This window comes from Desulfitobacterium dehalogenans ATCC 51507 (genome assembly GCF_000243155.2).
Taxonomy (GTDB): Bacteria; Bacillota; Desulfitobacteriia; order Desulfitobacteriales; family Desulfitobacteriaceae; genus Desulfitobacterium; species Desulfitobacterium dehalogenans.
Genome location: NC_018017.1, coordinates 2,155,527 through 2,182,460, shown reverse-complemented (window position 1 = coordinate 2,182,460; position 26,934 = coordinate 2,155,527). Strand labels below are relative to the sequence as shown.

General features: G+C 44.8%; 22 protein-coding genes. 3 read left to right on the top strand and 19 right to left on the bottom strand.

Annotated elements, in window-relative coordinates:
• Positions 1 to 9: 9 nt before the first annotated feature.
• From DESDE_RS10590 to DESDE_RS10545, 10 genes are all read right to left on the bottom strand, one after another.
• A complete protein-coding gene (locus DESDE_RS10590) occupies positions 10 to 1,212 on the bottom strand; it encodes an MFS transporter (protein ID WP_014794006.1) in 1,203 nt (400 codons plus the stop codon).
• A gap of 306 nt (positions 1,213 to 1,518) precedes the next feature.
• Positions 1,519 to 4,224: an FAD-binding and (Fe-S)-binding domain-containing protein gene (locus DESDE_RS10585; protein WP_014794005.1), complete on the bottom strand. Its 2,706-nt coding sequence runs from the start codon at positions 4,222 to 4,224 to the stop codon at positions 1,519 to 1,521.
• Between the two features lie 337 nt (positions 4,225 to 4,561).
• Positions 4,562 to 5,371: a helix-turn-helix domain-containing protein gene (locus DESDE_RS10580; RefSeq protein ID WP_014794004.1), complete on the bottom strand. Its 810-nt coding sequence runs from the start codon at positions 5,369 to 5,371 to the stop codon at positions 4,562 to 4,564.
• 148 nt (positions 5,372 to 5,519) lie between these two features.
• Positions 5,520 to 6,197, bottom strand: coding sequence for a C40 family peptidase (locus tag DESDE_RS10575; protein ID WP_014794003.1), 678 nt, complete (start codon positions 6,195 to 6,197; stop codon positions 5,520 to 5,522).
• A 162-nt stretch (positions 6,198 to 6,359) separates the two neighbouring features.
• The gene (gene amrS, locus DESDE_RS10570) at positions 6,360 to 7,304 is read right to left on the bottom strand and encodes an AmmeMemoRadiSam system radical SAM enzyme (protein WP_014794002.1); all 945 of its coding nucleotides are present in this window, start codon (positions 7,302 to 7,304) and stop codon (positions 6,360 to 6,362) included.
• Between the two features lie 55 nt (positions 7,305 to 7,359).
• The gene (amrA, locus tag DESDE_RS10565) at positions 7,360 to 8,622 is read right to left on the bottom strand and encodes an AmmeMemoRadiSam system protein A (protein ID WP_014794001.1); all 1,263 of its coding nucleotides are present in this window, start codon (positions 8,620 to 8,622) and stop codon (positions 7,360 to 7,362) included.
• 66 nt (positions 8,623 to 8,688) lie between these two features.
• Positions 8,689 to 9,681 carry a V-type ATP synthase subunit I domain-containing protein gene (locus DESDE_RS10560; protein WP_014794000.1) on the bottom strand — a complete coding sequence of 331 codons (993 nt, stop codon included), beginning with the start codon at positions 9,679 to 9,681 and terminating at the stop codon, positions 8,689 to 8,691.
• 122 nt (positions 9,682 to 9,803) lie between these two features.
• Entirely contained in the window at positions 9,804 to 12,230 is a 2,427-nt protein-coding gene (gyrA, locus tag DESDE_RS10555) for a DNA gyrase subunit A (protein ID WP_014793999.1), read from the bottom strand.
• Between the two features lie 20 nt (positions 12,231 to 12,250).
• Complete coding sequence (locus tag DESDE_RS10550) at positions 12,251 to 14,167, bottom strand: DNA gyrase/topoisomerase IV subunit B (RefSeq protein ID WP_014793998.1); 1,917 nt, start codon at positions 14,165 to 14,167, stop codon at positions 12,251 to 12,253.
• A gap of 275 nt (positions 14,168 to 14,442) precedes the next feature.
• Positions 14,443 to 14,769, bottom strand: coding sequence for a YggT family protein (locus DESDE_RS10545; RefSeq protein WP_014793997.1), 327 nt, complete (start codon positions 14,767 to 14,769; stop codon positions 14,443 to 14,445).
• 162 nt (positions 14,770 to 14,931) lie between these two features.
• Between DESDE_RS10545 and DESDE_RS10540 the strand changes: the two genes are divergently transcribed.
• Positions 14,932 to 17,466: a cell wall-binding repeat-containing protein gene (locus DESDE_RS10540; RefSeq protein ID WP_014793996.1), complete on the top strand. Its 2,535-nt coding sequence runs from the start codon at positions 14,932 to 14,934 to the stop codon at positions 17,464 to 17,466.
• Positions 17,467 to 17,629: 163 nt separating this feature from the next.
• Here the strand turns inward: DESDE_RS10540 and DESDE_RS10535 are convergent, their stop codons facing one another.
• A complete protein-coding gene (locus DESDE_RS10535; protein WP_014793995.1) occupies positions 17,630 to 17,833 on the bottom strand; it encodes a hypothetical protein in 204 nt (67 codons plus the stop codon).
• A 437-nt stretch (positions 17,834 to 18,270) separates the two neighbouring features.
• Here DESDE_RS10535 and DESDE_RS10530 point away from each other — a divergent pair, with 437 nt between their 5' ends.
• Positions 18,271 to 19,929 (top strand): L-lactate permease, encoded by a 1,659-nt coding sequence (locus DESDE_RS10530; RefSeq protein WP_014793994.1) that lies wholly within the window; start codon positions 18,271 to 18,273, stop codon positions 19,927 to 19,929.
• Positions 19,930 to 19,991: 62 nt separating this feature from the next.
• On the opposite strand, the gene DESDE_RS10525 is transcribed toward DESDE_RS10530, so the two are convergent.
• The 6 genes from DESDE_RS10525 to DESDE_RS10500 all read right to left on the bottom strand — a co-directional run bounded on the left by DESDE_RS10525 (position 19,992) and on the right by DESDE_RS10500 (position 24,472).
• A complete protein-coding gene (locus DESDE_RS10525) occupies positions 19,992 to 20,357 on the bottom strand; it encodes a DUF4363 family protein (RefSeq protein ID WP_014793993.1) in 366 nt (121 codons plus the stop codon).
• 13 nt (positions 20,358 to 20,370) lie between these two features.
• Positions 20,371 to 21,099, bottom strand: coding sequence for a YetF domain-containing protein (locus tag DESDE_RS10520; RefSeq protein WP_014793992.1), 729 nt, complete (start codon positions 21,097 to 21,099; stop codon positions 20,371 to 20,373).
• A gap of 188 nt (positions 21,100 to 21,287) precedes the next feature.
• The gene (zupT, locus tag DESDE_RS10515) at positions 21,288 to 22,064 is read right to left on the bottom strand and encodes a zinc transporter ZupT (RefSeq protein ID WP_014793991.1); all 777 of its coding nucleotides are present in this window, start codon (positions 22,062 to 22,064) and stop codon (positions 21,288 to 21,290) included.
• Between the two features lie 218 nt (positions 22,065 to 22,282).
• A complete protein-coding gene (locus tag DESDE_RS10510) occupies positions 22,283 to 23,524 on the bottom strand; it encodes a DUF438 domain-containing protein (protein WP_014793990.1) in 1,242 nt (413 codons plus the stop codon).
• An 11-nt stretch (positions 23,525 to 23,535) separates the two neighbouring features.
• Positions 23,536 to 23,760, bottom strand: a complete 225-nt coding sequence (locus DESDE_RS10505) for a DUF1858 domain-containing protein (RefSeq protein ID WP_014793989.1) — start codon at positions 23,758 to 23,760, stop codon at positions 23,536 to 23,538.
• A gap of 103 nt (positions 23,761 to 23,863) precedes the next feature.
• Positions 23,864 to 24,472: a DUF2238 domain-containing protein gene (locus DESDE_RS10500; RefSeq protein ID WP_014793988.1), complete on the bottom strand. Its 609-nt coding sequence runs from the start codon at positions 24,470 to 24,472 to the stop codon at positions 23,864 to 23,866.
• A 187-nt stretch (positions 24,473 to 24,659) separates the two neighbouring features.
• Between DESDE_RS10500 and DESDE_RS10495 the strand changes: the two genes are divergently transcribed.
• Entirely contained in the window at positions 24,660 to 25,832 is a 1,173-nt protein-coding gene (locus tag DESDE_RS10495; RefSeq protein ID WP_014793987.1) for a TraB/GumN family protein, read from the top strand.
• 139 nt (positions 25,833 to 25,971) lie between these two features.
• Here the strand turns inward: DESDE_RS10495 and DESDE_RS10490 are convergent, their stop codons facing one another.
• Positions 25,972 to 26,244 (bottom strand): hypothetical protein, encoded by a 273-nt coding sequence (locus tag DESDE_RS10490; RefSeq protein WP_174270167.1) that lies wholly within the window; start codon positions 26,242 to 26,244, stop codon positions 25,972 to 25,974.
• 30 nt (positions 26,245 to 26,274) lie between these two features.
• Positions 26,275 to 26,925 (bottom strand): carbonic anhydrase, encoded by a 651-nt coding sequence (locus tag DESDE_RS10485; RefSeq protein WP_014793985.1) that lies wholly within the window; start codon positions 26,923 to 26,925, stop codon positions 26,275 to 26,277.
• Positions 26,926 to 26,934: the final 9 nt, after the last annotated feature.

The window sequence follows — 26,934 nt, the reverse complement described above, 5'->3', positions numbered from 1 at the left end:
TTTTAAAATTTAATGAGAACTTGCTTGGGAGGGACCAACCGGGGTCGCCCGCTTTTTGACGGAAAAGAGAATCAAGAAGAATACAAGCAGAGCTGTAAATCCGACCATACCGCTATAATATTGGAATCTCAGCGTGGTGATGCCCAATGCCCCCATGACGGCAGCGTAGATATAGCCGGAAAGGAAACCACCCAGATTCATGCCGGTTACAATGATAGACATCGCCATTGGAGTCTGACTGGGGTGTACTGAAGCTCCAGCCATCATATTGATGGAAGTCATAGAAAGGGTTAAGCCGATTCCCATCAAAGCTTCACCAACAATAAAGAGCGGTACACTTTGACTAAAGGCGAACAGGACCTGAGATAAGATGAAAAAGACGAGTCCGAGAGAGAGAGTTTGACGACCAATCTTATTGAATATTTTACCGAAGACTATCCCTGCCAACATACCACCTATGGTCATGAACATCAAGACTATTCCGGCAACTGCAGAATTGGCTCCGATAGTTTCAAGAACAGAAGACATATTGGTCAAGGACGGGTAGTCCAAGATGGTGACAACCCCAAAGGCAATTCCCCAGCCAAAGATCGAAACAGGCATTTTGAGTTTTTCAGCCGGCGCATCTTCCGTACCTGCAGGAAGTTCATGCTTTTTAGGTTCAGGCAGGAAAAATAGAGTGATCAAAAATGTAATTAAACCAAAAGCGTGGGCGAGGAAACTGTAATTCCACTGGATTGAGGCAAAAACTCCGCCCAGCAATTGAAGGACAATACCCCCGATATTCATGACAACTCCGTTGATCCCCATGATGTTTGCTTGCTTGTCAGGTGGGATAAGATTGAAAATCAGGGCAGTATTGAGGGGCATGATCAGACCCAAACCCAGGCCGAAGAACGCTCTGGATACCAGAATCAAAGTAAAATTCGATAAGAAATAAGGAATTATACCGCCGATAGTGAACATCAATGCTGCAAAAAGCACTAAAGTTCTGTACTTAACCGATTTCCCGGCAATGCTGCCTCCGATAATGGCTACCGGAATTGAAACAAGGGAAGGAATAGTGGAAACTAATAAGAGAGTGCTGAATCCAACGTGGGGAAAGGCTGCTCCGATCGCAGCTATGGCAGGTGTAATCGTTCCAACGCCCATCGCGATAAAGGCAAATGAAAAAATGGCCAATAATACTAGGGATTGTTTCTTTTCACTCATACTTACCATCCTTTCCAGTAAATCTTACAACGGATCCTGAGTCGGAGCTTTATTGCTTCTCAGCATTTAATTTGAGCACTTTTACACATTTACCCTCCTTTCCTAATATCGTTATTCCCAGAACTTGAATATATGTCTATACAAATCTATGTCTCATTCTTTATAATAATACGAATATTCTTTATGTCAAGAAATTTTTGTCTTTATATCCAGATTTATATAATAAAAGAGCTCATTCAGGATCAGACCACCTGAATGAGCTCAGAAAAGAGCCGTTAATAAACTAGTCTAAAAGGAGATACTCACCTATTTTCTGACTTCAGCCGGAACAACGATAGGGGTAAGGACACTATCTTTGAGCATTTCTACACATTGAACCATATAAGCTCCAACCTTTTCCGAAGGATCCTCTGCGGGAATTCCCAGTGCTTTAGACACCAATTCCGTCAGGTCTGCCTGCTGAACTTTCGTCCCCATTGCATGACACGTCGCGTTAAACTGAGAGCCGCAACCGGCACAATTGGTAACCAGCCATTCGGCCTTTGTATTCTCTGCTTCTTGGACCCTCTTCATGCCACTATGAGAAACAGAAGCCAAAGAGTCAAAGGCTGATACCAACCCGCAACAAAGCCCCTGTTCTTTAATATGCTCCATTTCCCGCAGCTCTAAGCCGGGAATAGCCCGAAGCACATTGCGGGGCTCGTCATAATGGCCGAACCAGCGGCCAACATGGCAGGAGTCATGATAAGTCACCGTACTATGAACCGGCACTTTGAATTTAAGTCGACCCTCTCCAATCAATTCACTTAAATACACCGCAATATGCTTGAAACGTATAGTGCACTCCAGGCCTAATTCCATAGCTATCTGCCGATAATTCTCATTAAAGGTAGCGTAACATCCGGGACATGAGAAAAGAATCGTGTCAACGCCGGATTCATTAAACATATTTAAATTTCTGCGGACTATAGTCTGAAAATCCTCTTTGTATCCGCCCAGAGACAAATACAGTCCACAGCATTGTTCCTTTTCTCCATAATGAACAAAGGGTATCTCCAATGCATTTAAAATTCTTGTACTATTTTGCGCCATAGTGTCCATAATGGTGCTGGCCCAGCATCCGGACCAATAAGCAAGTTTGCCGTGAGTTTGTACCGGCACATCCAGCCAATTCAATCGCTCATTTCCCGGCACTCCCCAGAAATTACCTATATTCAAAACATTATTGCGAATGATCTCTAAGCCTGTATTATGAAGTTTATTTTTGCTGAATTCATAACGCAAAGACATCCAATGATGAGCATTATGGGAACGCACCTGGCAGACTGTATCACATTTTTTACAGGTTGTGCACGGATAAAGAGCCCTCCCCACTTCATCATCCAGCTTGATCTTGCCTTTGATATATTGATTGAGAATAAAGTATTTTCCTCTTGGGGAATTGCTTTCCCAGGGCACAGCATCAAATACAGTACAAATATTTCGGCAGTATCCACACATGGCGCAAGCAAAAGTATCATCCGTCAAGTCTTCCTCCAAAGGAGAACTGAATTCTCCCTTTTGCCATTTCGTTAATAAACGCCCGGCTAAACCGATCACACCACTTCCCGCATTAGCAATCTTCATCGCCCCGCTAAGCATTTTGATGGGAGATTGTTTATCCAATGATGGAGGTATGACCTTGCCCGGATTCATAATTCCTTCCGCGTCAATCGACTGTTTATATTCCCATATCCTCTCCAGTTCTTTTTGTCCATAAAAAGATTTGGCCCGATCTGTAAAATACATACCCAGGGTAAAGACCCTTCCGCCCATTTTTTCCGCCGCATCAATGACATCCAGGGCACAAGCATAGGCAAGGGGAAAACCTAATTTTCTTTCATCTGTAAGCATAAAACCAAGAAGGGAGATCTCCCCCACTCCGACCATGGTGCCCTCCATGGCAAACTCACCTTTATATTTTTCTTCTACTTCACTGACAAATTGGGCCAGTTTGCCGATCGGTAATACAACCTCACTGGCAACAAAGGTAGGACCTAACTTTTTAAACCGCATAGGATAGAACTTTTCCCGCCACTCTTCTTCAGCCAGTTTGTCCCGCATTACATTCCCGCCGTGTTTCGCTGTTAATTCCTTAACCTGCTTTTCCGCCGCTGATCGGCGGTGCTTTGGAAATACTATGGTGACCAAATATTCGTCTTCCGGAAGAGAATAGTGTTCCTGGGCTTTTTGCTTTAAAGCCGTAAATGAGGGTGTCGAAAAACCTACATTCCATACCGGTACCTTGGCTTTTGATAAATTGGTAAGAAAATCTGCCGCACTTTTTAAGTCTGGAAATGAGGAAAGCATCACTCTTTCTTCATCGATCTCCCTTAGTTTAACGATAACTTTCACAATGATACCTGTAGTTCCACATAAACCATAGACATTGGCTATTTCTTCACCGGCAAAAGTTTTCAATTCTCCTGTCGGCAGCACAACATCAACGGAGACAATATTTTCCCCGCACTCCCCATATTCGTAACCGCCATAGCCGCATCCCCCTTGAGCTACCCATCCTCCAACCGTTGAACTATTCGAACTGGAGGGATAGGTTCTCAACGTCTGCCCCTGCTTTACCAACTCCGACTCCAGGTTACTCCAAATTACCCCAGGTTCAACAGTTGCCGTCCCCTTCTTATTATCGATCTCCAGCACCTTATTCATTCGCACAAGATCGAGAACAATTCCCCCTTTGGCAGGGACACTTCCTCCAAAACCGGCACTTGCTGCTCCTCTCGGAACTATGGGAATCTTTTCTGTTTGGGCCATTTTTACAATCTCAATAATTTCATCCACATTGATGGGCTGAACAACTGCGTCTGGAAGGCAACGGATCAAAGAGCGTATTTGTTCCGGCATAATCCCCATATCATGTGAATAAACCAACCGTTCAATCTTATCAAAACGAGCGCGGTCTCCCAACAATCTTTGAATTTTATTCATTTGACCTGTTGTCAGGTTGTTTTTCATGAACAAAACCTCCTTATACTCTTTGAATACACCCCTACCCCTAGTATCTTTCCGCAAGGTTCTTCATCCCAAAAGCAATCACATCCTTTTTGAGGTTAAAAATATTTTCACTAATATTAAATTATTATACAAAAAAATTTGATCCCCCCTTCTCTGTCTAAGGTTGAACGATCAGCAAAAACTTGCTTTTGAACCAAGGTTCAATTTAATTCAACCTCAACTAAATTATACTTAGCTATTCGACGGTAAACCCTATTCTCCTTCCGCTTTTTAGAGATAAAATGAAATTTTCAGATTTTACTACTCACTAAAAAAACTGCCTCCCGGCAGCTTTTATCTAATCTGAACTTAAACTGTTATGGTCTTTCTCCGCTTTAGAGGACAGCAGAGCTCTGTTGCGTTTGAAAAACTGAATATAATTAAGGATAAATTTCAAATCTCCGGCTTCAAAATCCCGAACGGCTCTTAATACAGATTGAACCCTGGGATCACCCAATAGGGATAAAACATCAGGATTAAGAGAAGATAAAAGATTTTCCACGTCTTCCTGCTCTAAGAGAAAGTAACAGACAGATACCCCTAATGCTTCTGCAATACTTTCCAGGGTATCAAGGGAAGGTTCCGCCTGATCATTCTCAATCTGGCTTATCATAGACGGACTGACTCCTGCCTTATCCGCCAATGTGGAACTTTTTAGCCCCAATTTTTCCCTTTCTCTTTTAATTCTCCCACCGATGGATAGTTTATCGGCTGACTTTTCCAGAAAATACCTCACCGTAACATTGAGTACCTCGGCCAACGTGTTCAGGGATTCAAAATCCGGCTTGTCGGAGCCTTCTTCATAAGCTCTGATAAGTTCAGGGGATATTCCCGAGAGTTCACTCAACTCTTCTATGGAGAGACTTCTACCTTGCCTGATAAACTTTATTTTTTCTCCATAAACCTTTTCTGTATCACTATCCAGAAGATAAGTGGGGGAAATGTTCAATACTTCGGAAATTCTTCGCACCATAGCTACAGAAGGTTTTTTTATCTCCCGTTCAACAGCACTGAGAAAAGAGCAGGAAACTTCCAACTGATCTGACAAAGCCTGAAGGGTTAATCCCCGTTGTTTGCGGAAATCGCGGACTTTCACACCTAGACCCATTTTAACTCCACCTTACAATCTATAGACTAGACTATTTTATTATAATTCAACACCTTCTTAAATACTCCTCCAAAACATCTCTATATAAGCGATTGTAAATAAATAAAGGGGTTGCCTGCCGACAACCCCTTTTGCTATCTTGGTTCAACTAATACACTCTTTTTGCTCCCACATAAGCATTTTTCCAATAGGGTGTAAAGCTATAAGTGATGACACCTTTACCGGATGTCGCACTGATAAATTGTCCGTCTCCCAGGTAGATCCCCACATGGCTGACAACACTGCCTGAGTTGAAATTAAAGAAGACCAGATCCCCTGGAATTAAAGAGTTAAAGCTCACAGCGGTACCTGTTTGGTATTGCTGGCTGCTGGTCCGCGGAAGAGTAATTCCATTTTTCTTAAATACATATTGGGTAAATCCGGAACAGTCAAAGCCGGAAGGTGTCGTCCCGCCCCAGAGGTAAGGGACACCGGTATAACCTTTGGCTGTGGATAAGATCTTTTGAGTTTTAAGGGAACGATTCGTGGTACTTTTGGAGCTCAAGGCTTTGGTCAATGCTTGTTGGGTTTTAGGTCCAACGATTCCGTCCACTTGAATCCGGGAATTCTTTTGGAAAGCCTGAACAGCTGTTTTTGTCTTGGCACCAAAAATTCCATCAACGGCACCCACCTCATAGCCAAGGGTTTTCAAATTCGATTGCAATGTCACTACAGCCGAACCTCTTGAGCCAACTTTAAGCAATGGGGTAGCGGCCTGAGTAATCTGAGCGCTAACCAGAACCATCACGAGTGTGACACTAAGCAGAAACACAATTCTATTCTTCAAAAAAATACTCCTCTCCTCGTTGATTAAGGAAGCTTGTCCTGTTGATTAAGGAAGCTTGTCCTTAAGTATAAGGAGAGGCGACTTAAAGGTAAATGCAAAGTTGTTTCATATTCTGGTCAATTTTTCCTCAATTGGCTTCCGATCCATGCGGTGCAGTTCAAATTATAGCCCCACACCAAAAATTTCTTGACCGCAAGAAGGACAATTTCCGTTGTGGAGAAGATTCCGGATTCGATAGTTCTCCCGTAAAATCACCTTTTTCCCACATTGAGGACAAATAGTGTTCTCTCCCCCAGCGATATTTCCCATATAGACGTAATCTATTTCTTCTTTGGCAATTTCCCAAAGTTCCATCAGCTTTCGGGGAGCCGTGGGCGGAGTATTGAGTTTATAAGCCGAAAAATAACGGCTTAGATGCCAAGCCAGAGGGGTATTGAGTCTGCGAAGCCATCTCCCTAATTCCCGAAACTCTTTAGGGTCATCATTGGCTTCAGGAATGACTAAGGTCGTGATCTCCAGATGGACGCGCCCGGCTAATCGTTCTACCGTGTCGAGAACCCAGGACAGTTTGCCGCCGCAGAATTTTTGGTAGAATCCTTCATTGAACGCTTTAATATCGATGTTTACAGCATCGATTAAGGGAATAAGCTCTTCTACATATCGCGGAGCGATGGTTCCGTTACTGACGAATACCACCTTACCACCGTCCTTATGAACAAGGGGAGCTGTGTCCCGGATCATTTCAAACCAAGTGGTGGGTTCCGAATAGGTAAAACATAAGCCCAAAGAACCCCGGGCTTGTTCTGCCAGCTCATCCGGTGTAACACGCAATCCCCTTTGCTGGGATTGAGAAATTTCATAGTTTTGGCAAAAGGTACAGTTAAGGTTGCAGCCGAAGCCACCCACAGAAAATACCCAGCTTCCCGGATGAAAATGGAACAAAGGTTTTTTCTCGATGGGATCAAGGTGCCAGGATGCTGCTTCCCCATAATTAAGGGATTCCACACCATTTCCCCTGTTTCCCCGCACATGACAACGCCCGACCTGTCCTGAACGAAGCTGACAATGCTGGGGACAAAGCAGGCAGCTTGCAGTTTTTCCTTCCATGGATAACCCTTACCTCGTTTCCTTTGCATCAGTTACATCAGATGATGATGAATGATCACTCAAAATAGCGAACGACCTCAAACCGCCACATTTCTACCGGCTCATCCGGGCCTAATCCAGCTTTACGCTTGGCTATGTCCACTTGCTCCTGGGCTGTGTTGATTCCTTCCAAGCGGGGGAGCAGCAGCCCAGTTCTTCCCCGTCCCCGTACAACCACACCATAACGCCAGGGATCAAGCTCATCCATACCGCTGATTTTTTCCATCTCTCCCAATACATCCACAGAAATCGTCAGGGAGGGTAATTCCTCTGCTTCCACCGGCCAAAAGCGGGGATCTTCCCTTCCGGCGGCAATCGCATTATGCTCAATTTCTTGAGCCAGATTTTCCCGAAAGGGAGCAGTGGTTCCAATACAGCCGCGCAAATCCCCATCTTTGTGAAGGGTTACAAAACAGGGGCGCCGCAGCTGCAGTAAGGGGACATCAGGAACTGTGAGTCCTTGAGTCGTGCCCTTGTTCAAATAGGCTTCAAGGCATTGTCTGGCCCATTGGGGTAAAGGAGAGGATTGGTACAGTTCAGCTGCGAGATATCCCACCCCGAAATGTCCTTCATAGGAAAGAACCCTGGGCAACCCTTGCTGTACCGCTAAGGCCAGGCGCAAACTCCGCCAACCGCATTCCCCGGCTTCCTCGGCCAAGTCCCGGGGGATCTTCTTGATGGCAGAGGGCTCTCTGGATAACCCTTCAAAAATCTTAGTGTCAAATTGAGGACCCGAAGGATGAAATCCATAGGGACCATCGTTTTTTAAGCGATGGGAAAGATCTCCACTGGCTACCAGGGCAATGGGCTCGGCATAACTTTTGAGAATATCACGGATGATCTCCCCATAGCCTTCAGGATTCTCCAAGGGCATACTCATTACCACAAGCTTACCGTCCCAACCTGCTTCCTGTAGGAAATACAAGGGGACAAGAGCTCCATGATCCAGTTTTCCGGATGTGAGCACCCCTCCGGGCAGTTCCTTGGCTAAAGTTCCGGCCAGGAGTTGATTATTGGAAAATAACAACTTAACTTTAGGCACTCCAAATTGGGCGAAATCCCCTCTAAGGGTCTCATCCTGAAGAATGACGACTCCATCCCGCAAGAGAGGAGTATGAGGAGAAACGAGGACAACGGTGTCGATCTGAGCTTCATATAAGCTCCTGGCAAGATATCGGTAAGCTTCCAGAGTAGCTGAGCATTTTCTTTCCTCTCCCTGTCCTATCTCAGGGACAAGGAGGGGCGGATGAGGGACAAAGATAGAATAAACCAAGGGCATAGCAATCACCTCTTTATATCTTCACTATCTTTACCGCCGGTGGTATTTCTATACCATCAATCTTACCTATCCTTTGACAATGAGTTCACTTATTTTCCCATCAAGCCGTTGGAGACATTCGCTCTCGTGTGCTTTCATTTCCAGCAGTTTTTCTATAATCATTTGCACCTGGTTTTTGATGTTTTCGACGCTGGCTTGGGATTCATTAATTCTGCTTTGCATAAACCAGTCCGCAATGATTCCATCAAAGAAGAAGTCGGCAAATTTGATAAATCCTTCTGTTTTAAGATTTAAGTCCGTGCCAATGCGGATATCTGTTAACTCCGTTCTAAACTGACGTAAGAGACTTTGGGTTTTCTCAATCTCGGCTTGGGCAGAATTAATATGGGAGTGCTTAGCCAGGCCGGAAATCATTCCCCCGCCGAGAAGATCCCAAGTTCCCCACCCTTCCGCACTTGAAAGACTACCCAGAGCATTGTTAAGACTATCGAGAACCCGGTTTCCCACCGCAATGGCTTCATTAATTTCCTTAAGATTAATGCGCCTGTGAGATACCTCATCAGTAAGCGCAATGATTTCCTGAGCTTTTGCTCCCTTCTCTTCCAGGAGCATTTTTCGCTTTTGGGCATAAAGATCCTTATATTCTAAGGGGCAGTCAACATAATTCAACCGCTCCAAAGAGAGCTTGGCTATACCGGAATGGACTTCTTCAATATCTTTCAAAGCTTGATCGTATTTGAGCCTGGCCGCAAGGGCCTCACTCCGCTCCTTCTCGATCCGCTCCTCTAAATTTCCCATCACTGAGTAGAAAAAAGCGGCCAGACCTTTATTTTCCAGCTTTTCTACATCAATATTCTCTTGCTCCAAAATCCTTTTCAGCTTTTTTTCATGGGTTTCGAGTTCCTGGAGCTCCCCTCGCAACTCCTTAAGCATGGCATCAATCTTCTGCAGACGGGCAGAGCCTTGTTGGGCTTGGGCCAGCCTTGCGTTGAGATCCTGATTCATTCTATCACTCTCCAGTCCTTTAAGGATCATACTGAAAGTCGCTACTTTCTTCATTCAACATATCTCCCAAACCTCCTCCCCTCCCAGACTATTTTTATTATTGTCCATGAGGATATGTAGGTTAAGGGTAAGAGTAAAGGCCGGACAAAGAACGTCCAGCCTTTCGAAATACTTGGCTATACTACATGAACGATATAATCATTAATAATCACATTGACCAATCCGGCCCCGCTCTTTACCCTGGACTCCCTCTTCAGGGATTGGGCTTCCACATGGGTCACCGTACCGCCGGCTTGAATGATGTGCAGGATCTTATCTTCTTTAGGTCCGATAGGGATCAAGGAGACCAGATACCCTGTCTTTTCAGCATCAATCTTGGCAATGGCTATCCCTCGTCCGGCACGGCCCTGGGGTTTATATTCATCAAAGGAAGTCCGCTTAACATATCCTTGCTCAGTCACCGTGATCAGATCTCCTTCCTCCCCGTCAGCGGCGGGTTGAATCAGGAGGGCATCCACCACATAGTCCTCTGCGTTTAAGGTCATGCCTTTCACTCCTCGGGATTTCCGGCCCATGGGATTCACTTCAGCCTCGGCAAAACGTATGGCCTGGCCTTGAAAACTTGCTAAGAACAGATCTCCTTCCCCTTCGCTGAGGAATACCTTAATGATTTCATCCTGGTCCTTTAAGCCCATGGCCTCGGGAGTTCTTGCGTTGAGGAAATCTTTTACCGGACTTCTCATGACCTGCCCATCCCTGGTGACAAAGACAAAGTGCTGTCCTTCTTTGCCTTCTCTTAAGGAAAGCATGGCAACGATGCGCTCTTCCTCCGGCAAGGGGAACAGGTTATTGACGGCTCTTCCCTTATCCTTGGCTCCTCCTTCAGGAACTAATTTTGCTTTGGCATCATAGTATTTGCCATTGTGGGTGAAGAAAAAGAGGGTATCCTTTGATGTACAGGACAGCTGTTCCGATATTACATCCCCGTCTTTAAAGGCAAAAGCAACGGCATTAATCTGGCTCTTCCGGGTTGGGGTGGGCATCTGTTTGATGAACCCCTTCTTCGTCAGTAAGACTTCCATGGGTTTTTCCGGCTCTTCAAAGGCGCTAAAATCGATGTCGTCCCCCGCATCCTCAGGAAGAATCAAAGTGCGGCGATCATCCCCGTATTTATCAGCGATCTCTTTAAGTTCATTTTTGATGATAGCATAGACTTTGTTCACATCAGCCAGAATGCTCTCCAGATCAACGATTAGTTTTAAGATGTCCGCATATTCCTTGCGGATACCATCCAGCTCAAGATTGGTTAAATGCTGAAGCCTCATATCCAATATGGCTTGGGCCTGAGCCTCGGAGAATTCAAACCGGGTGATCAAACCAGCCTTGGCCAGGGTTGGAGTTTTACTGGAACGGATAATGTGTAAGACTTCATCCAGATTATTAATGGCGATGACCAAACCTTCCAGGATATGAGCCCGGGCTTTGGCTTTTTCCAGTTCATATTCCGTTCTGCGTATAACTACTTCTTTGCGATGCTGAAGATAGGACCGATTAATCTCTTTTAACCCCAATACCCGGGGTGTTCCTTCTTCGGTAATGACCAGGTTGATGATACCAAAGGTTTCCTGGAGCTGGGTGTATTTATAGAGAAGCTTCAGGATCTGTTTGGGATCCGCGTCTTTTTTGCACTCCACCACAAGGCGTATCCCTTCCCGGTCTGATTCATCCCGGACTTCACTGATTCCTTCGATCTTGCCATTTTCCGCTTGAGTTTCTATTTTGGCAGCCAAGGTGGATTTGGAGACTTGGAAAGGAATCTCGGTAATGACAATGAGATTTTTGCCGTTTTTCCCGGACTCGATGACCGCTTTTCCCCTCATGATCACTTTCCCCCGGCCACTCCGGTAAGCCTCGGTAAAGCCCTGGGAACCGATAATCAGGCCTCCGGTAGGAAAATCCGGTCCCTTGATCCTTTCCATCAACTGTTCTAAAGTGACATCTGGATGATCGATCTGGAAGATCAGGGCTGCTACGACCTCCCGCAGGTTATGGGGAGGGATATTGCTGGCCATGCCCACGGCGATTCCCGAGCCGCCGTTCACTAAGAGATTCGGGAAGGGGCTGGGTAAGACGATGGGCTCTTTTTGGCGCTGATCATAATTAGGCTTAAAAGGAATAACGTTCTTTTCAATATCCTGGGTCATCAGCTGGGAAAGAGGAGTCATGCGCATCTCCGTATAACGCATGGCCGCTGCACCATCCCCGTCGATGGAGCCAAAATTCCCTTGTCCGTCAATCAAAGGATAGCGGGTAGCCCAAGGCTGGGCCATACGTACCGCGGCATCATAGATGGAGGAATCCCCATGGGGGTGATATTTTCCCATGCAGTCCCCTACCAGGCGGGCGGATTTGCTGTAGGGTTTATCAGGATTCATACCCAGCTCGTCCATGGCATAGATAATCCGCCGGTGAACAGGCTTGAGGCCGTCCCGGACATCAGGAACAGCCCGCTGTAAGATCACATGTTTGGAATAGCCCAGAAAGCTCTCCGGCAGAACTTCTTCCAGGGAGCGCTGGGTTATATTTTCTTCAGGAATGCTCATTCTTTCACCTCAAGTTGAATTTACATATCATCTTCCGTAAATACGATATTTTCCATTAAGAACTCCCGGCGGGGGTCCACTTGTTCGCTCATGAGGATCTTCAGTTTCCGCTCCGCCTCCAAAGCATCATCGATGGTCACCTGGATCATGCGGCGATTGACAGGATTTAGGGTGGTCTCCCAGAGCTGTTCCGGATTCATTTCCCCTAATCCCTTATACCGTTGAATCTTGGCGCTTTTACCCAATTCCCTTAAGGCATCCTTCAGCTCAGCCTCGTCATAGGCGTAGCGGACCACCTTACCCTTTTCCTTTTCTGCCTTATACAAAGGTGCTTGAGCGATATAGACTTTCCCTCCTAAAATAAGGGGTTTCATATAGCGATAAAAGAAGGTAAGCAGCAAGCACCGGATATGAGCTCCGTCAATATCGGCATCGGTCATGATGCAGACACGGGCGTAGTTGGACTTATCCACTTCAAATTCTTTACCGATACCTGCTCCGATGGCTGTGATCATACTGCGGATCTCTTCATTTTCCAGGACTTTATCCATCTTGGCCCGATAGGTGTTAATGACCTTCCCTCTTAAAGGAAGAATAGCCTGGAAACGGCGATCCCTTCCAGTCTTGGCCGAGCCGCCCGCACTATCCCCCTCCACAAGAAAGAGTTCATTGCGGCTGCGATCTTTTTCACTGCAGGCAGCTAATTTGCCGCTAAGAGCTTTGACTTCAGCGTCCCGGGCTTTCTTCTTCAACTCCTTGGCTCTCTTAGCCGCCAGACGCTCCAGACAAGTGGTCAATGCCCGATTGATGGCATCCTTGGCCACGGCCGGATTCTGTTCAAAGAAGGTACTGATCCCCTCATTGGTCAGGGATTGTACGATACCCTCCACCTCTGTATTGGAGAGCTTGGTTTTAGTCTGCCCCTCAAATTGGGGTTCACGGACTTTTACGGAAAGAACGCAGGTTAAGCCGTCCTTAAGATCATCCCCAATCAGGCTTTCATCCTTTTTGAAGATGTTGTTTTTCTTGCCATAGGCATTAAAGACTTTGGTCAGAGCCGTACGGAATCCCGACTCATGAGTCCCCCCTTCATCCGTGGGAATATTATTGACATAGGAACGAAGGTGCTCATCTTCCCCATCGTTGTATTGAATCGCACATTCAACGATAATTTCATCCTTTTCTCCCTTGAAGAAGATAGGCTTTTTATGCACGGGGTTATAATCGGACTCCTTGTTAAGGTGTTCAACAAAGCCGATGACTCCATTCTTGGATTGAAAGGTTTCACTTTTCGGCTCTTTGCGATGGTCTGTTAACACAATCGTTAAGCCGGGATTAAGGAAAGCAAGCTCCATCAGCCGGCTGCGCAAGGTGTCAAACTTAAAGGATGTGGTCTCTTTAAAGATCAGCGGGTCCGGCTTAAAGGTGACTTTCGTACCGCTTCCTTTAATCCCCTTTTTAATGACCTTAAGATCGGATTTCAGTTTCCCTCCGCCTTCATATTCCAGTTGAAAGATCTTCCCCTCCCGGCTCACTTCCACGACTAAGAAGGAGGACAGGGCATTGACAACGCTGGCCCCGACGCCATGGAGGCCTCCGGAGGTTTTATAGGATTGGCCGTCAAACTTCCCTCCGGCATGGAGTTGCTCAAAGGCCAGCCGTACTGCCGGAATCTTCTTGACAGGATGAATATCAATCGGCACCCCCCGGCCATTATCCAGCACGGTCAAAGAGCCGTCAGCATTGAGAGTGACTTCGATGCGGGTGCAAAAACCGGCCCCCGCTTCATCGATAGCATTATCGATGATTTCCCAGGCGCAATGGTGCAGCCCTTTGCTCCCTATAGAACCAATATACATACCCGGACGTTTGCGCACAGCCTCCAAACCTTCCAGGACTTGAATCGATTCAGCATTATATTTTGAATCCATGGACAAACTACTTCCTCCCTTTCGTCAAACCGGCAAATAGATAACTTGATCATACTACCATAAATAGCCAACAAATGAATGTGGCAAGCTTTACTATTATACCATACAGTTTTTTTATGGAGTATTTTTCTCTTTTTCGCTAAACACTAAACATTTTCCTTTTATGAGGACGAAAAATAGCCCCCTGCAATCCTTATTTAGAACAATAAGGTTGAAATAATAAGGACATTACATTGAGTCATCGTGACTATGTAATGTCCTTTGATGTTTAACTGCCTTTTTTATTTTGGGTTTTGATTGGGCCGTTTCATAATCTCGATCAATTTAGCTATTCCCCAGCCTATCACCGCATAGACAATCATAGCGACAAGGGTAGCCGGTTCTAAAATAGCCTGAGTCTCAACCCCTCGGGCAGAAGCGGTGTGGAAAATTCCCAGAAAAGGACTCATCAACAGATTCGTCAAGGAATAGATTCCGGATACAAATCCGCTGGCCGGATTTGCTCCCAGAAGTTTAAAGATGAGGCGGAAAGCTAACAAGACTTCAATGACGCCCAGGATGTAATAAACGATTCGTTGCCAAGCCCGTATTTCTTCACTATGGTTCATATAGTTTCACACTCCAAAGTTTAGTCTTAGATAGTATGTGAGATAACCGAACCCTTTTATGTATAAGGTATGGTCCTTTTTTCCTATTTTACATATTTCGTTCTAAACCAGGTAAATAGTGTGGTATAATCGACGTAAAAGGTCATAAGAAAGGATGAAATAGTGAAAAAGGTAATTTTTACTCTAATTGCTTCATTTACCCTTGTGGTAAGTGCTTCTATAAGCGTCTACGCCAGCCCTTTGGCTTATCCGATAGAGCGACTATCCGGCCAGGATCGGGTTGGAACAGCCCTAAGTATATCTGAAAAGGGCTGGACCTCAGCTGATACTGTAATTCTTTGTGAGTATGCTGATTTCCCGGACTCTATTGCCTCCACTCCCTTTGCTGCTAGTCTAAATGCTCCGATCCTTCTTACCCAAGGTACCGCTTTGGATTCAAGGGTTCGGGACGAGATCAAACGCCTGCAGCCAAGCAAGGTGATCCTCCTGGGAGGAACAGGAGTGCTTAAACCCACCATTGAAGAGGACTTGGGAAAATTCGATTTTCCGATCACGGTGGAACGAATCGGTGGCCAAAACCGTTACGAAACCTCCATCCACCTTGCCCAGCGGGTTCCCAATGATACCGTTATCCTTGCCAATGGGGATGACTTTCCTGATGCCTTATCGGCGGCAAGCTTTGCCGGGATAAAGCAGATTCCCATCATCCTCACTTCGAAAAAAACGCCGGAATCCGTCCTGAATTATCTGAAAGAAACCCAACCCAGTCAACTTATTGTCATTGGCGGAGAGAATGCCATACCTTCTGAGGGGCTTACGAATCATGGTTTTTCTATAGAAACCCGCCTCGGCGGCCAGAATCGTTATGAGACCAACGCTGCCGTCATTTCTTTCGTGAAGGATTCCTATGAAACCGACGATCTCTTCTTAGCATCGGGTATTACTTTTCCTGATGCGGTAGCAGGAACCGTTCTGGCTGCAAAATATAAGGCTCCTCTTTTATTGAGCGAAAAAGAAGATATCCCGGCCCCTGTTTATACATACATGCGCGAACACATGAAAGTGGAGCCCCCTCGTCAGAGCCCGGAAACTCCAGCGACCCAGCCCAAGCAAGGGAAAATCACACCCTCCGGTGGACTGAACCTTCGTGAAAGCCCCTCCTCCTCCGGAGCAAAGATTGTTACTATCCCCCAAGGAACAACAGTCCCCCTGCTTGAGGAACAAGAGGGCTGGTATAAGACTACTTATGATTCCCAGACCGGTTGGGTTGCTGCAGACTATCTGACCCTTATCAATTCATCGGATTCAGATAACCAGCCTGTAAAGCCTGCTGAGCCGAAAAAACTCGAAGGAATGATTACCGCCGACAATGGCCTGAACCTGAGAAATAATCCTTCCTCTACCGGGGATAAATTAGTGACTATTCCTAAAAACGCAACCATTCAGATCCTCGCTGAACAAAGCGGCTGGTACCAAACCACTTATGAATCCAAGACAGGCTGGATTTCCGCAGAATATGTATCATTAATCTCTCCACCTGCCAAAAAAAATGGCATCATCACAGCTGCCAATGGTCTGAACCTCAGAACTTCCCCTTCCTCCACCGGAGAAAAAATATCGACAGTTCCGGTGGACACCCTTTTTGAAATCAATGAAGAGCAAAACGGGTGGTACAAAATAAGTTTTGAATCCCATACCGGCTGGGTATCCGCTGAGTATGTCGATATTGTGGAAAATATCAAGGACGATACACCAGAGGACTCCACTGCTAAAAACCCTGATACCAAACCGAATCCCCCCAGTAAAGATACTCTTCCTGAGATAACCATAGATTTAAGTGTTAATGGGACAGTCTATATCTTAGGTGGTTCAGGAGTAATTAGTTCAACGGCTCAGTCCATTATTGAAGGCAAAGCATCTTCTAAATATAAGGAGAATTTGAGGGAATTCCCCGCCCTGCCTTCTGAAATCAAGAGCGAAGAGCCTCCGCAAGAAGAGGAACCTAATAACCCAGAAGACCCTACTCCGCCTGCCAACACCGATTATGATCCTTCCCAGGAAGTCCTGGTGGATCCTTTTGCCGGTATTCCTGAGTACGCTTTAGCTGGAAAAGTGATTATGATCGACCCTGGTCATGGCGGACCGGATCCCGGGGCTTCGGGGCCATCCAAAACCCACGAGAAAAATAACACCTTACCCATCGCCCTTGCTTTAAAAGATATCCTGACTCAAGCGGGAGCGGAAGTTCTGATGACCCGCGAAGATGACCGTTCACCCTCTACTGCTCCGGTATATACGGAATTAGAGGATCTTAAGGCCCGTGTGGCTCTGGCCAATTCCTGTAATGCCGACCTTTTTATCAGTATTCACAATGATTCCTTTACTAATTCTGAAGTAAGTGGTACCTCGGTCTATTATTCTTCGGCGAATCCCAAGAACGGCGAAAGTCTTCATCTTGCCAGCAATGTCCGCACTTCCCTCATCAGCACGATCAACACCAAAGACCGGGGGGTAAAGCAATTAGGATTTTACGTTTTAAGCAATACAAAGATTCCAGCGATTCTTGTCGAGACAGCCTTCATATCCAATCCCTATGAAGAGGCGCGGCTCCAAAATTCAACGTTCCGCCAAAATGTAGCGGCAGGTATTTTCCAAGGAATCTATGGTTATTTCACTACCCCTATACCTAAGGATTAAATAAGGCTCAAAAGCTCCGGACCTTTAGATAAGCCCATGGAACCTGGCATTCCATGGGCTTATGTTTTATTGACTATAATGATCAATCGATTGGACAAAAAGAAGCATGCTGTATTTAGCATGCTTCTAAGGTATATATAGTTCTGTTATTCATCTTCTCAAACTATGACTTTCCTTTCTTACTATAAATTCCAAAAGCAGCGACTCCAAATAGATAGCCTATTCCAGTTCCTAAAGCAACTGTAAATACTAGAAAGCTTGGTTTGAAAAACATGCCAATAATTACACCAATAGCACAGCCAAAAATCATTCCCATTGGTATTAAACTATCCATTAAATCTTTAGCGTCTCTTGATTTTATCATCATACCTAAAAGTTCCTTCCTATGTTAACTTTATCATTCATATTAAATTAAACTTCATTCCTATAATACCATACGCATGAATTGTTTTGAATACACACAAATTTCCATAAAGAGTTTTAGGTAGTAATAGTGAATTGTCTGTCGAAATATTGATAATTTTATATAATTATAGAATTATTGTCGATACAATTATATTGACTATGAGCATGAAAAATATAAAATAATAGTGAAAGAGTACACTTTCTTTTAATGGTATGACCATTCAGCCATATGACTATAAAACGAACACTTTCGTCTAATTACAAGTCTTTACCCTAATTTTCTTCGCTTATCCTTAAATTGCGGATAAGGTCTATCAAAACAAAGGAGGGCTGTGTATGGGACCATAGGTGTTTTCTTTTAATGAAAACTGAATAGAAGAAGATGGAGGCGGATCCTTTATGACATGGACTCAAAACTATACTGCCCTTGGGGACAATTTATTTCTAACAGCCCTTGTCGTTGCTATCCCAATATTCTTCCTCTTCTGGGCGTTGGCCATTAAGAAGATGAAGGGCCATATTGCCGGTGTTTTGACTCTTATCATTGCCTTTGTGGATGTAGTGCTCCTTTATGACATGCCTGTTAGTGTGGCGTTCTCCGCTACGATTCTTGGTATTATGAATGGTTTATTTCCTATTGGCTGGATCATTATTACGGCTGTCTTCTTTTATAACCTGACAGTTGAGGCGGGGGCTTTTGATGTCATCAAAGGTTCTATTGCCTCCTTATCCAGCGACCGACGTCTACAAGCCCTGCTCATTGCCTTTTCCTTCTCTGCTTTCATGGAAGGGGCCGCCGGTCAAGGTGCTCCTGTCGCTGTAGCTGCCGCCATACTTATCGGTCTGGGTTTCCCGGCTTTACCGGCAGCTGTAATCTGCTTGGTTGCCAATGTTCCTCCTGTACCCTTTGGTCCTGTGGGAACGCCTACTATTACAATGGGTAAGGTAACCTCGATGAGTGATGCTGTACTGGCTCATGGATTAGCTATCAATATGTCCTTATTCTGTATTATTATCCCCATTGCCATGCTTCTTGTTCTATGTGGTTGGAAAGCGACCAAAGAAGTCCTTCCAGCAGCCCTTGTGAGTGGACTGAGTTTTGCCATCCCCTTCTATTTTCTGGCCAAATTTAATGGTCCTATGCTGCCCAGCGTAGTCGGTTCCGTTGTTTCCATAGTCGCCACAGCATTTTTCATTAGAGTTTGGAGGCCCAAAACCCTATGGCGTTTTGAAAATGATCCGGAGGTTCCCAAAGTAGCTCAGCATCAGTACTCCGGCGGACAGATCTTTAAAGCATGGTCTCCTTATCTCGTACTCATGATTTTAATGGGAATCTGGGGAACCCCCCAGTTTAAGAGCTTTGTCGCAAATGATCTCCAATGGTTCATCAATATTAAAGAATGGCCGGGTCTTCACGGCTTTGTTATGCAAGCCGCTCCCATCGTCTCCGAACCCACGATCTATGCCGCCAGCTATAAATGGGATATTTTTGGTTATGCTGGAACGGCAATGCTCATCTCGGCTATCATCACCCTGTTTATTTTGAGAATATCTCCTTCTACCGCCGTCAAAGTTTTTGGGAAAACCATGAAACAATTAGCTTTTTCCCTGATTACAGTTATGTCCGTCCTCGGTCTTGCCTGGTTGGCCAATTATTCCGGAATGTCCTTTACCCTTGGCTTAGCCTTTGCCTCGACGGGTATGCTTTTCCCCTTCTTCTCTCCGGTTCTCGGATGGCTTGGTGTATTCCTTACCGGATCCGTGACCTCTTCAGGTGCCCTGTTTGGAATGCTGCAAAAAGTTACCGCTACTCAGCTTGGTATGAACCCGGTTCTGACCGTCACGGCAAACTTGCTGGGGGGGTCTATGGGTAAACTCATTTCCCCTCAATCCATTGCTATTGCCTGTGCTGCGACGGGATTGATTGGCAAAGAAAATGAAATCTTCCGTAAAACGGCCAAGTATTCCGTTTATCTTTTGCTTATCGTTATGGTGATTATCTTCCTGGAAGCCTATCTTACACCTGGGCTGATGCCCGTCATTACCAGCGGTGGCTAATCCCTCCTGAGGATTAGATGAAACAAAATGCCCTTCTGGCTTACTAGCTCAGAAGGGCATTTTTATTTCCCAAGATCTTCCCAGTGTTCATAGGCCTCATAGAGCAACTGCAGACCGCTGGATTTATCCTGGGCCTCTATCGCTCCTCTTAAGCGGGCAATACTTACGGTGAAATCATTGATCTCATTGCGTTCCGCACTAAACTGGACACGCTTAACGACTTTATCCCAGTCCTTAGATAAATTATCCCAATGATTCTTGGCTGAATCCCAATTTTCTGTTTGGATTTCTTGGATAATCTGCTCTATCCTTTCCGGTATCCCCATTTCATTTCCAAGTGGATTTTTCAAATAATTTCCGCTTTGCATTATGAGAACAAAGAACGCAATGGTAATTATCGGCATACCAATCACTAAAAACTTTCTCATGAATTTTCTCTCCTTAGTAAGGTCCTTTATAATCCCCTATGTCCACAGGATTTTGTAAGCGGTCCTCATAAAGATCGACATAAAGGCTGCCCGCGGGATTCAGGGAGGCAAAAAACACTTCCGATACATCCTTTATCCCTTGTTTTTTCAACTCTTTACGAAGCCATTTTTCATCTCTTTTAAGCTGCCTTAAATTTTGCTCAATAATTATACCATCATAGATCAGTTCAGAACTAATGCCTGAAAAAGAAGCTTTCATCTTCATATCCTTAGGAGTTAAAGGCAGATACTCCGGCTTTTGCAATACAGAGAGCTGGCCATTAGGTTCCAGTATGGCAAAATCCACTTGATTGGCATCGAAAATCCCTTTGTTGCGGAGAAGTCCCATAATCTCGGTTACACGATAGTTCATCTTTCTTAGCACATTTTCCATAATCTTACCGTTCATAATGACGATGACTGGCTCCCCTTCTAAAACTTTAGCTGCATAAAGCCATTTCACCGTAATCTTTTCCATGATGTATCCCAGAGCAGCCCATGTTATCAAGGCCACCCAATGGGGCCACGCTCTGCTGGACAGATCGGTTGCTAACGAAGCCGCCATGGAGCCAATCGTAATCCCCAGAACATAATCAAAAAAAGTCAGCTGACTGATTTGAGATTTGCCAATAATTCTCGCAAAAATAAACAGGGAAAAGAACCCGATCAGCGAACGTACAACAACAACTAAACCCTCACTCATTTTTTCACCCTCGACATGTTCATTACTTACCCCTTATTATCCATTCATTAGCGCTGTTTTATTCTCTAATTTATTGATCAGAAATAATAATCTTTTTATCTTATAGTCGCGGGAAATCTAAAAACCCCCTAGGCCTGAGCTTAGGGGGACAGCTTCACTATGGGTAAATGACACTTATTCATATGGAACTAAAAGATATGACTGAGAGGCATGATGATAATTCCGGCAAATGTAGCGAACAAGGCCAGGCGAGGGTGTCCGTATTGCCGGGAAGAGGGAATGAGTTCTTCAATGGCAATATAAATCATAATTCCGGCCACGATGGCGAAAATTGCCCCTAAGTTAAAGCCGTTGATGAAGGGACGAAGCACCAAAAAAGCCAGTAAGGCACCTAAGGGCTCCGCCATCCCCGATAGAAAAGTGTATTTAAAAGCGTCTTTCTTTTTTCCTGTAGCATAATATATGGGCATAGCCACGGTAATCCCTTCAGGTATATTATGCATACTAATAGCGACCGCTATGGAAATACCCATGGCTAAATCCTCATAACCGGCACTGAAGGTAGCTATCCCTTCCGGGAAATTATGAAACATGATAGCCAGCATGGAAACAAACCCCACGCGATATAGATTCTGATGAGGCTTATCCTTTTCGTTGGGGTCAGGCTCTTCGTGAGGAACAAAGTGGTCGATACCCAAAGCAAAGAGAATTCCGCACAATAAAAAGGCTACAGAAAGAACCAAGCCCCTTTTTTGTCCCATGTATAGAATTAAGGACTGTTGGCTCTGAGTCCATAAATCCAAAAACGAGACGGAAAGCATCACCCCGGCAGCAAAGCCCAAAGAAGCTGACAGGATCTTTTCGTTTTTTGATTTAGTGATAAAGATAATTAAAGCCCCTAATAAGGTAGCCATCCCTGCGATGAAGGATAATAAAAGTGCAATCAATGCGCGTTCGTCAAGCATTGTTATTCTCCTAAATCCTAAAATAGTTCGTAGCTTAACTAGTGTAAGGTCTATTATATCATTAGGATACAGGATTTTCTACGCTCAATCCTGGTTAAACAGTGTTACAGAGTAGCCATTCATAAATCCTGGAGAATTGACTTTCGGCCCTTTTTCAGGGCAGAGTAGTCAAGAAATGGCTGCCCATACTCCATAAAGGGCAGCCATTTTCAAGACATTTATTCTGATAATAATCGCTTCTCCCCGGTAATCGCTTGAATATCCTTGATATCCTGGGAAATTTCCATAATTCCCAGATATTCACCCTCTGCATTCCGTACTGCATAATAGCGAATCAAGACATATTTATCCCCCATTTTAATCCAAAAATCTTCATGGTCTTTCTTACCGGACCTAAGCTCTTCCACCACTTTTTCAACCACATGAACGCTGGCGGGGGGATGGCAGTTTTCTACTCTGCGTCCCAGTACGGTTTTAGCACGAGCGAAGATCCGCTCTTTTCCCTGAGTAAAGTATTTTACAGTGCCGTCACTGCCGACAAAGGTTATATCGAAAGGCAAGGTGTTCATCATTGCGTTGATCTCTTCTGGAAGCAATTTTCCAGCGTCAAGCTCTACATATCCATCTTGAATGGATCTATGATCCTGTTGACCGTCATTCCGAGCATTGCCCTGACCTTGAACATGGCTTGGCTTCCATACTCTTTGGGGCTCATCAATCAGACAATAGCCGATCTCATGGCCGGCTTCAGCAATAGCAATCCACTCATCTTCAGAAAATGTCTCCAAAATCATGGGGAAAAGAATGTTTTCTTCTTTAAAGATCATCTCAGGAACCCGGGTTACTGCTTCTTTAGCTTTTTCCAGGATCTCCTCTTTATTGGGAGGCTCACTGCTCAGAAGTTTACGGGTTTCTTTAATGACTGCCCGGATTTCATCATCTACTCCCCACATGACTTTAGGGGGTGCTGTAATTCCGTGTTTTTCCATGATGGGGAAGAGGAGATTCTCCTTACGGCTATAGTGTTTGTCGATTTCCCACAAGCTCTGGAAAGCTGTGCTTAAAGTTTCCAAAGCTTCCCGATCACTGCTGGCTTCATAGCGTTCTAATTCAGGAGTAATGACATTTTTCAATAAAGCTTCCAATGCCTGATTTTCCAATTGAAAAGTATGGACAGGATGTCCCCCTTGCTCTTCACCTTTATCCGCTGTATGAATTTGCTGGACGGAGGTCCCCAGAACAGCTGCATGGACATCGCAGAGGCGCTGGATCTCCTCCACCGGCATCCCTTCCTGAATGAGGGCTTGTTCCATCTGGGAGATTTCCGTTGCGGCAAGACCTTCAATCAGTTGACCAAAACGTTCTTTTACATCTTCTACAGGTTGACCGTTGTGCAATTCCATAATGAGCTCTTTTAATACTTTTTGACGATAACCGCGATTATTGATCAGTTCACTCATACTATTCACTCCTATTCAATAATTTCATAACCATTTTGCGCAAAGACCTCTTTTATATATTCCATGCTGATCTTTTTCATAGCCGCACCCTTTGGTACGGTCATAAAACGTCCGGCTGTATTAAGCATTCCTGGATTGGTTATATCCTTAAAGCCCAGTTCTTTCATGATTGCCACCGCTTCCGGGTTTGCGGAGCATATTTCGTAGACGGTCTTTGATAAATCGATGGTTTTCATAGCATCACTCTCCTACAAGACCAGCATAAGGCTTAGCAGCGATTCGATCTGTGATTTCACTCATACATTTAGATATTTTTTGCCTAGTCGCTAAAATCATACTTTAGATCTTGGTCTTTTCCCTATGAAGAAACCTCCATATGAAATAATAACCGGCTGCTGTGATTAAAGCCGTCAATGATCCGCTAAGCAGATCGGACATAGTGTCCTCTAGGCCTCCTTTCACCATTTTCACCGGCAATAGAATATCTCCCGTAAACTCAAACATTTCCCAAAGAGCACTGCAAGCGATGGAAAAACATAGTGAAAGTATCGCTAAAAACAGAGTGAACCTTGAATCCGATAGTTGGCTCACTTTTTTAAAATTAGATTGCATAATATACAAAGCAAATAGAACAGAGAGAACCCCAAAAGCTCCATGAAGAAAAATATCCCACCACCATAGCATTTGATAAAACTTCCTGATCTCCCCGAAATATTGAGCAAGAAAAATGAAAACAACCCCGGTCAAGAGAAATCCTGGCGGAAGCTTTAATTCCGCCCGATTGGCAAGATAGTTGAGTAAAAATGGTAGGATTAGGAGGGCCATTGCCAAAGCCGAGAGACCCAGATCCTCCCACTGCTTTCCCCATAATGCCGAAATCCCATTGATAAGGACAGTCATCTCAAAGATCAGCGCAATCACAACCGTAAATTTGCCAGTCTTATTCATTCCTCTTCTCCTTTAGAATAGCTCCATACGATGGCAAGCATATTGTCTCAATACTATGTTTCCCTTGCATAGGGTTATAATTCCCGCACTTTTCTTTTACAATTTGCTCTATAAAGGATACAATAAGAGTTGTATAATGATAGGCAATAACTTAATTTGTCGAGCTAGACACAAAAGGAAGGTATCTATGACCATAGAGAACGAAAACTTGACTCGCTTGACCCTAGATGGCAAGGAAATTATCTTAATTGGTACTGCCCATGTGTCCAAGCAAAGTGCCGATTTGGTTAAAGAAGTGATTGAAGCAGAAAAACCCGACTCCGTCTGTATTGAGCTGGACGATCAACGCTATAAGTCCATTGTCGAAGGGGAACAATGGAAAGAAACTGATATCTTTAAAATCATTAAGGAAAAGAAGGCGACCCTGCTTTTAATGAACTTGGCGATTTCCTCCTTCCAAAAGCGTTTAGCCAAGGAATTTGGCACCAACGCCGGGCAGGAAATGCTGCAAGGGATTGAATCTGCCAAAGAAGTGGGAGCCGACTTGGTACTTGCTGATCGTAATATTCAAATCACCTTCTCCAGAATATGGCATAATGTTGGCTTCTGGGGAAAATGCAAGCTTCTCATGGAAATTATCCTCAGTATCTTTGATGATGAATCCATCTCCGAAGAAGAATTGGAAAAATTAAAATCTCAGGATATGCTCAATGGTATGCTCAAGGATTTCACAGAAAGCTTTCCCAAGCTTAAAACCCCATTGATCGATGAGCGGGATCAATATTTGTCCCAAAAAATCAAAGAAGCTCCTGGAGATAAAGTCGTAGCAGTATTAGGAGCGGCTCATGTTCCGGGTATCAGAGAAGAAATCCATAAAGAACATGATTTGAAGGCTTTAACTGAGCTCCCTCCCAAATCTATTGTCCCCAAAATTATCGGTTGGTCCATACCTGCCCTGATTATCGCCATCATTGCTTATACCTTTTACTCCAATCCTGATGCGGGAATTCAACAGACCCTGAGTTGGGTTCTGTGGACGGGCTCTCTCTCTGCCTTAGGAACTACTCTGGCCTTTGGTCATCCCCTGGCTATCGTGACGGCATTTCTTGCCGCCCCCATTGCGGCCTTGCATCCCCTCATCGCCGCCGGCTGGTTTGCAGGGTTGGTCCAAGCCTATTTCAAACGTCCTAATGTCAGGGATTTTGAGAACCTTTCCGAAGATATTCTCAGCGTCAAAGGCTTTTGGAATAATAAAGTGACGAGGATCCTCCTCACCGTCGTTTTTGCCAATATCGGCAGCTCCATGGGCACCTTTATTGGTGGAGCGGATATTGCCCGTTTATTTTTCCAGAATCTATAAAGGAAACTTACTTCAGGTGGAGTTGTGACTCCGCCTGAAGTTTAGTTGACTTATCCTCTCGAGGATAAAGGAAACTTGACTCATCCTCTCGAGGATAGAACCGGCCTATTAAACAGCGAAAGCCAAGAACCGCCTTTAACTATGGATGGCGTGGTTCTTGGCTTTCTTCATATTCTTCATCTAAACGTCTTTCAATTTCCTCATCCGTGAGATCAAATTCCTGGGCATAGTCTCTGGCCCGTTGACGTTGTTCATAGTAATATTGGCGGCGCCTTTCCCTTTCCTCATAGGGATCTGGATTTCTGCGTTGGCGATGGCGTATAGTCTTAAAAATCATATAACTTATCAATGAGGTCAAGAGAAGCATAAGTATGCTTTGTATAGGATTCCCGAATCCAAAACCAATGATCATCCCTATCACGTTCCTTCGCTCCAACCTTTATCAATAACCAGTTTCACTTCCATTAGCCAAGCGGAACTCTCCGACCTGGCGATCATAAATAAAAACTTCGCCGGTTTCGATCATATAGTGCCAGCCGCTAAGGAGAAGCTGCCTGCCCATGACCTTCTCATAAATATACGGGTAGGTCATTAAATGCCGCAATTGCTCCACCACATTGATCTGCTCCATCATCCATTCGCGGACCCTTGGTTCATCCTCCGGGAATTCTGTAAGGACTCTATTTCTTACAGATTCCATAAGCTCCAGCCACTTTTTAGTGTGGGGCAGCTCTTCCAGTTTATGCGGTGCATTTAAACTGGCTGAACAACCTCCGCAGTTTGAATGTCCGCAGACGATGATGTTCTCCACTCCCAGCATTTGTACGGCATACTCTATGGCTGAAGTAGTGCTTACATATTCTGTTGTTTCCCGATAAGGGGGAACAATATTAGCTACGTTGCGTACAATGAACAGCTCTCCGGGCAAGGTTCCCGTAATCATACTGGGATCGATGCGGGAATCTGAACAGGTAATAAAAAGGGTATGTGGTTTTTGGTTGTCCTTCAATTCATTAAAAAGTTGCTTATGAGTCTCGAAATCCCCATTGCGGAAATTCACGATCCCTTTCAATAGTTTTTCCGTATCGATCACTCTCCCTTA

Bases quoted from the DNA above. Each gene is read 5' to 3' on its own strand.
- DESDE_RS10590 (WP_014794006.1), bottom strand. From the start codon at position 1,212: ATGAGTGAAAAGAAACAATCCCTAGTATTATTGGCCATTTTTTCATTT.
- DESDE_RS10585 (WP_014794005.1), bottom strand. From the start codon at position 4,224: ATGAAAAACAACCTGACAACAGGTCAAATGAATAAAATTCAAAGATTG.
- DESDE_RS10580 (WP_014794004.1), bottom strand. From the start codon at position 5,371: ATGGGTCTAGGTGTGAAAGTCCGCGATTTCCGCAAACAACGGGGATTA.
- amrS (WP_014794002.1), bottom strand. From the start codon at position 7,304: ATGGAAGGAAAAACTGCAAGCTGCCTGCTTTGTCCCCAGCATTGTCAG.
- amrA (WP_014794001.1), bottom strand. From the start codon at position 8,622: ATGCCCTTGGTTTATTCTATCTTTGTCCCTCATCCGCCCCTCCTTGTC.
- DESDE_RS10560 (WP_014794000.1), bottom strand. From the start codon at position 9,681: ATGAAGAAAGTAGCGACTTTCAGTATGATCCTTAAAGGACTGGAGAGT.
- gyrA (WP_014793999.1), bottom strand. From the start codon at position 12,230: ATGAGCATTCCTGAAGAAAATATAACCCAGCGCTCCCTGGAAGAAGTT.
- DESDE_RS10545 (WP_014793997.1), bottom strand. From the start codon at position 14,769: ATGAACCATAGTGAAGAAATACGGGCTTGGCAACGAATCGTTTATTAC.
- DESDE_RS10535 (WP_014793995.1), bottom strand. From the start codon at position 17,833: ATGATGATAAAATCAAGAGACGCTAAAGATTTAATGGATAGTTTAATA.
- DESDE_RS10530 (WP_014793994.1), top strand. From the start codon at position 18,271: ATGACATGGACTCAAAACTATACTGCCCTTGGGGACAATTTATTTCTA.
- DESDE_RS10525 (WP_014793993.1), bottom strand. From the start codon at position 20,357: ATGAGAAAGTTTTTAGTGATTGGTATGCCGATAATTACCATTGCGTTC.
- DESDE_RS10520 (WP_014793992.1), bottom strand. From the start codon at position 21,099: ATGAGTGAGGGTTTAGTTGTTGTTGTACGTTCGCTGATCGGGTTCTTT.
- zupT (WP_014793991.1), bottom strand. From the start codon at position 22,064: ATGCTTGACGAACGCGCATTGATTGCACTTTTATTATCCTTCATCGCA.
- DESDE_RS10510 (WP_014793990.1), bottom strand. From the start codon at position 23,524: ATGAGTGAACTGATCAATAATCGCGGTTATCGTCAAAAAGTATTAAAA.
- DESDE_RS10505 (WP_014793989.1), bottom strand. From the start codon at position 23,760: ATGAAAACCATCGATTTATCAAAGACCGTCTACGAAATATGCTCCGCA.
- DESDE_RS10500 (WP_014793988.1), bottom strand. From the start codon at position 24,472: ATGAATAAGACTGGCAAATTTACGGTTGTGATTGCGCTGATCTTTGAG.
- DESDE_RS10495 (WP_014793987.1), top strand. From the start codon at position 24,660: ATGACCATAGAGAACGAAAACTTGACTCGCTTGACCCTAGATGGCAAG.
- DESDE_RS10490 (WP_174270167.1), bottom strand. From the start codon at position 26,244: ATGATCATTGGTTTTGGATTCGGGAATCCTATACAAAGCATACTTATG.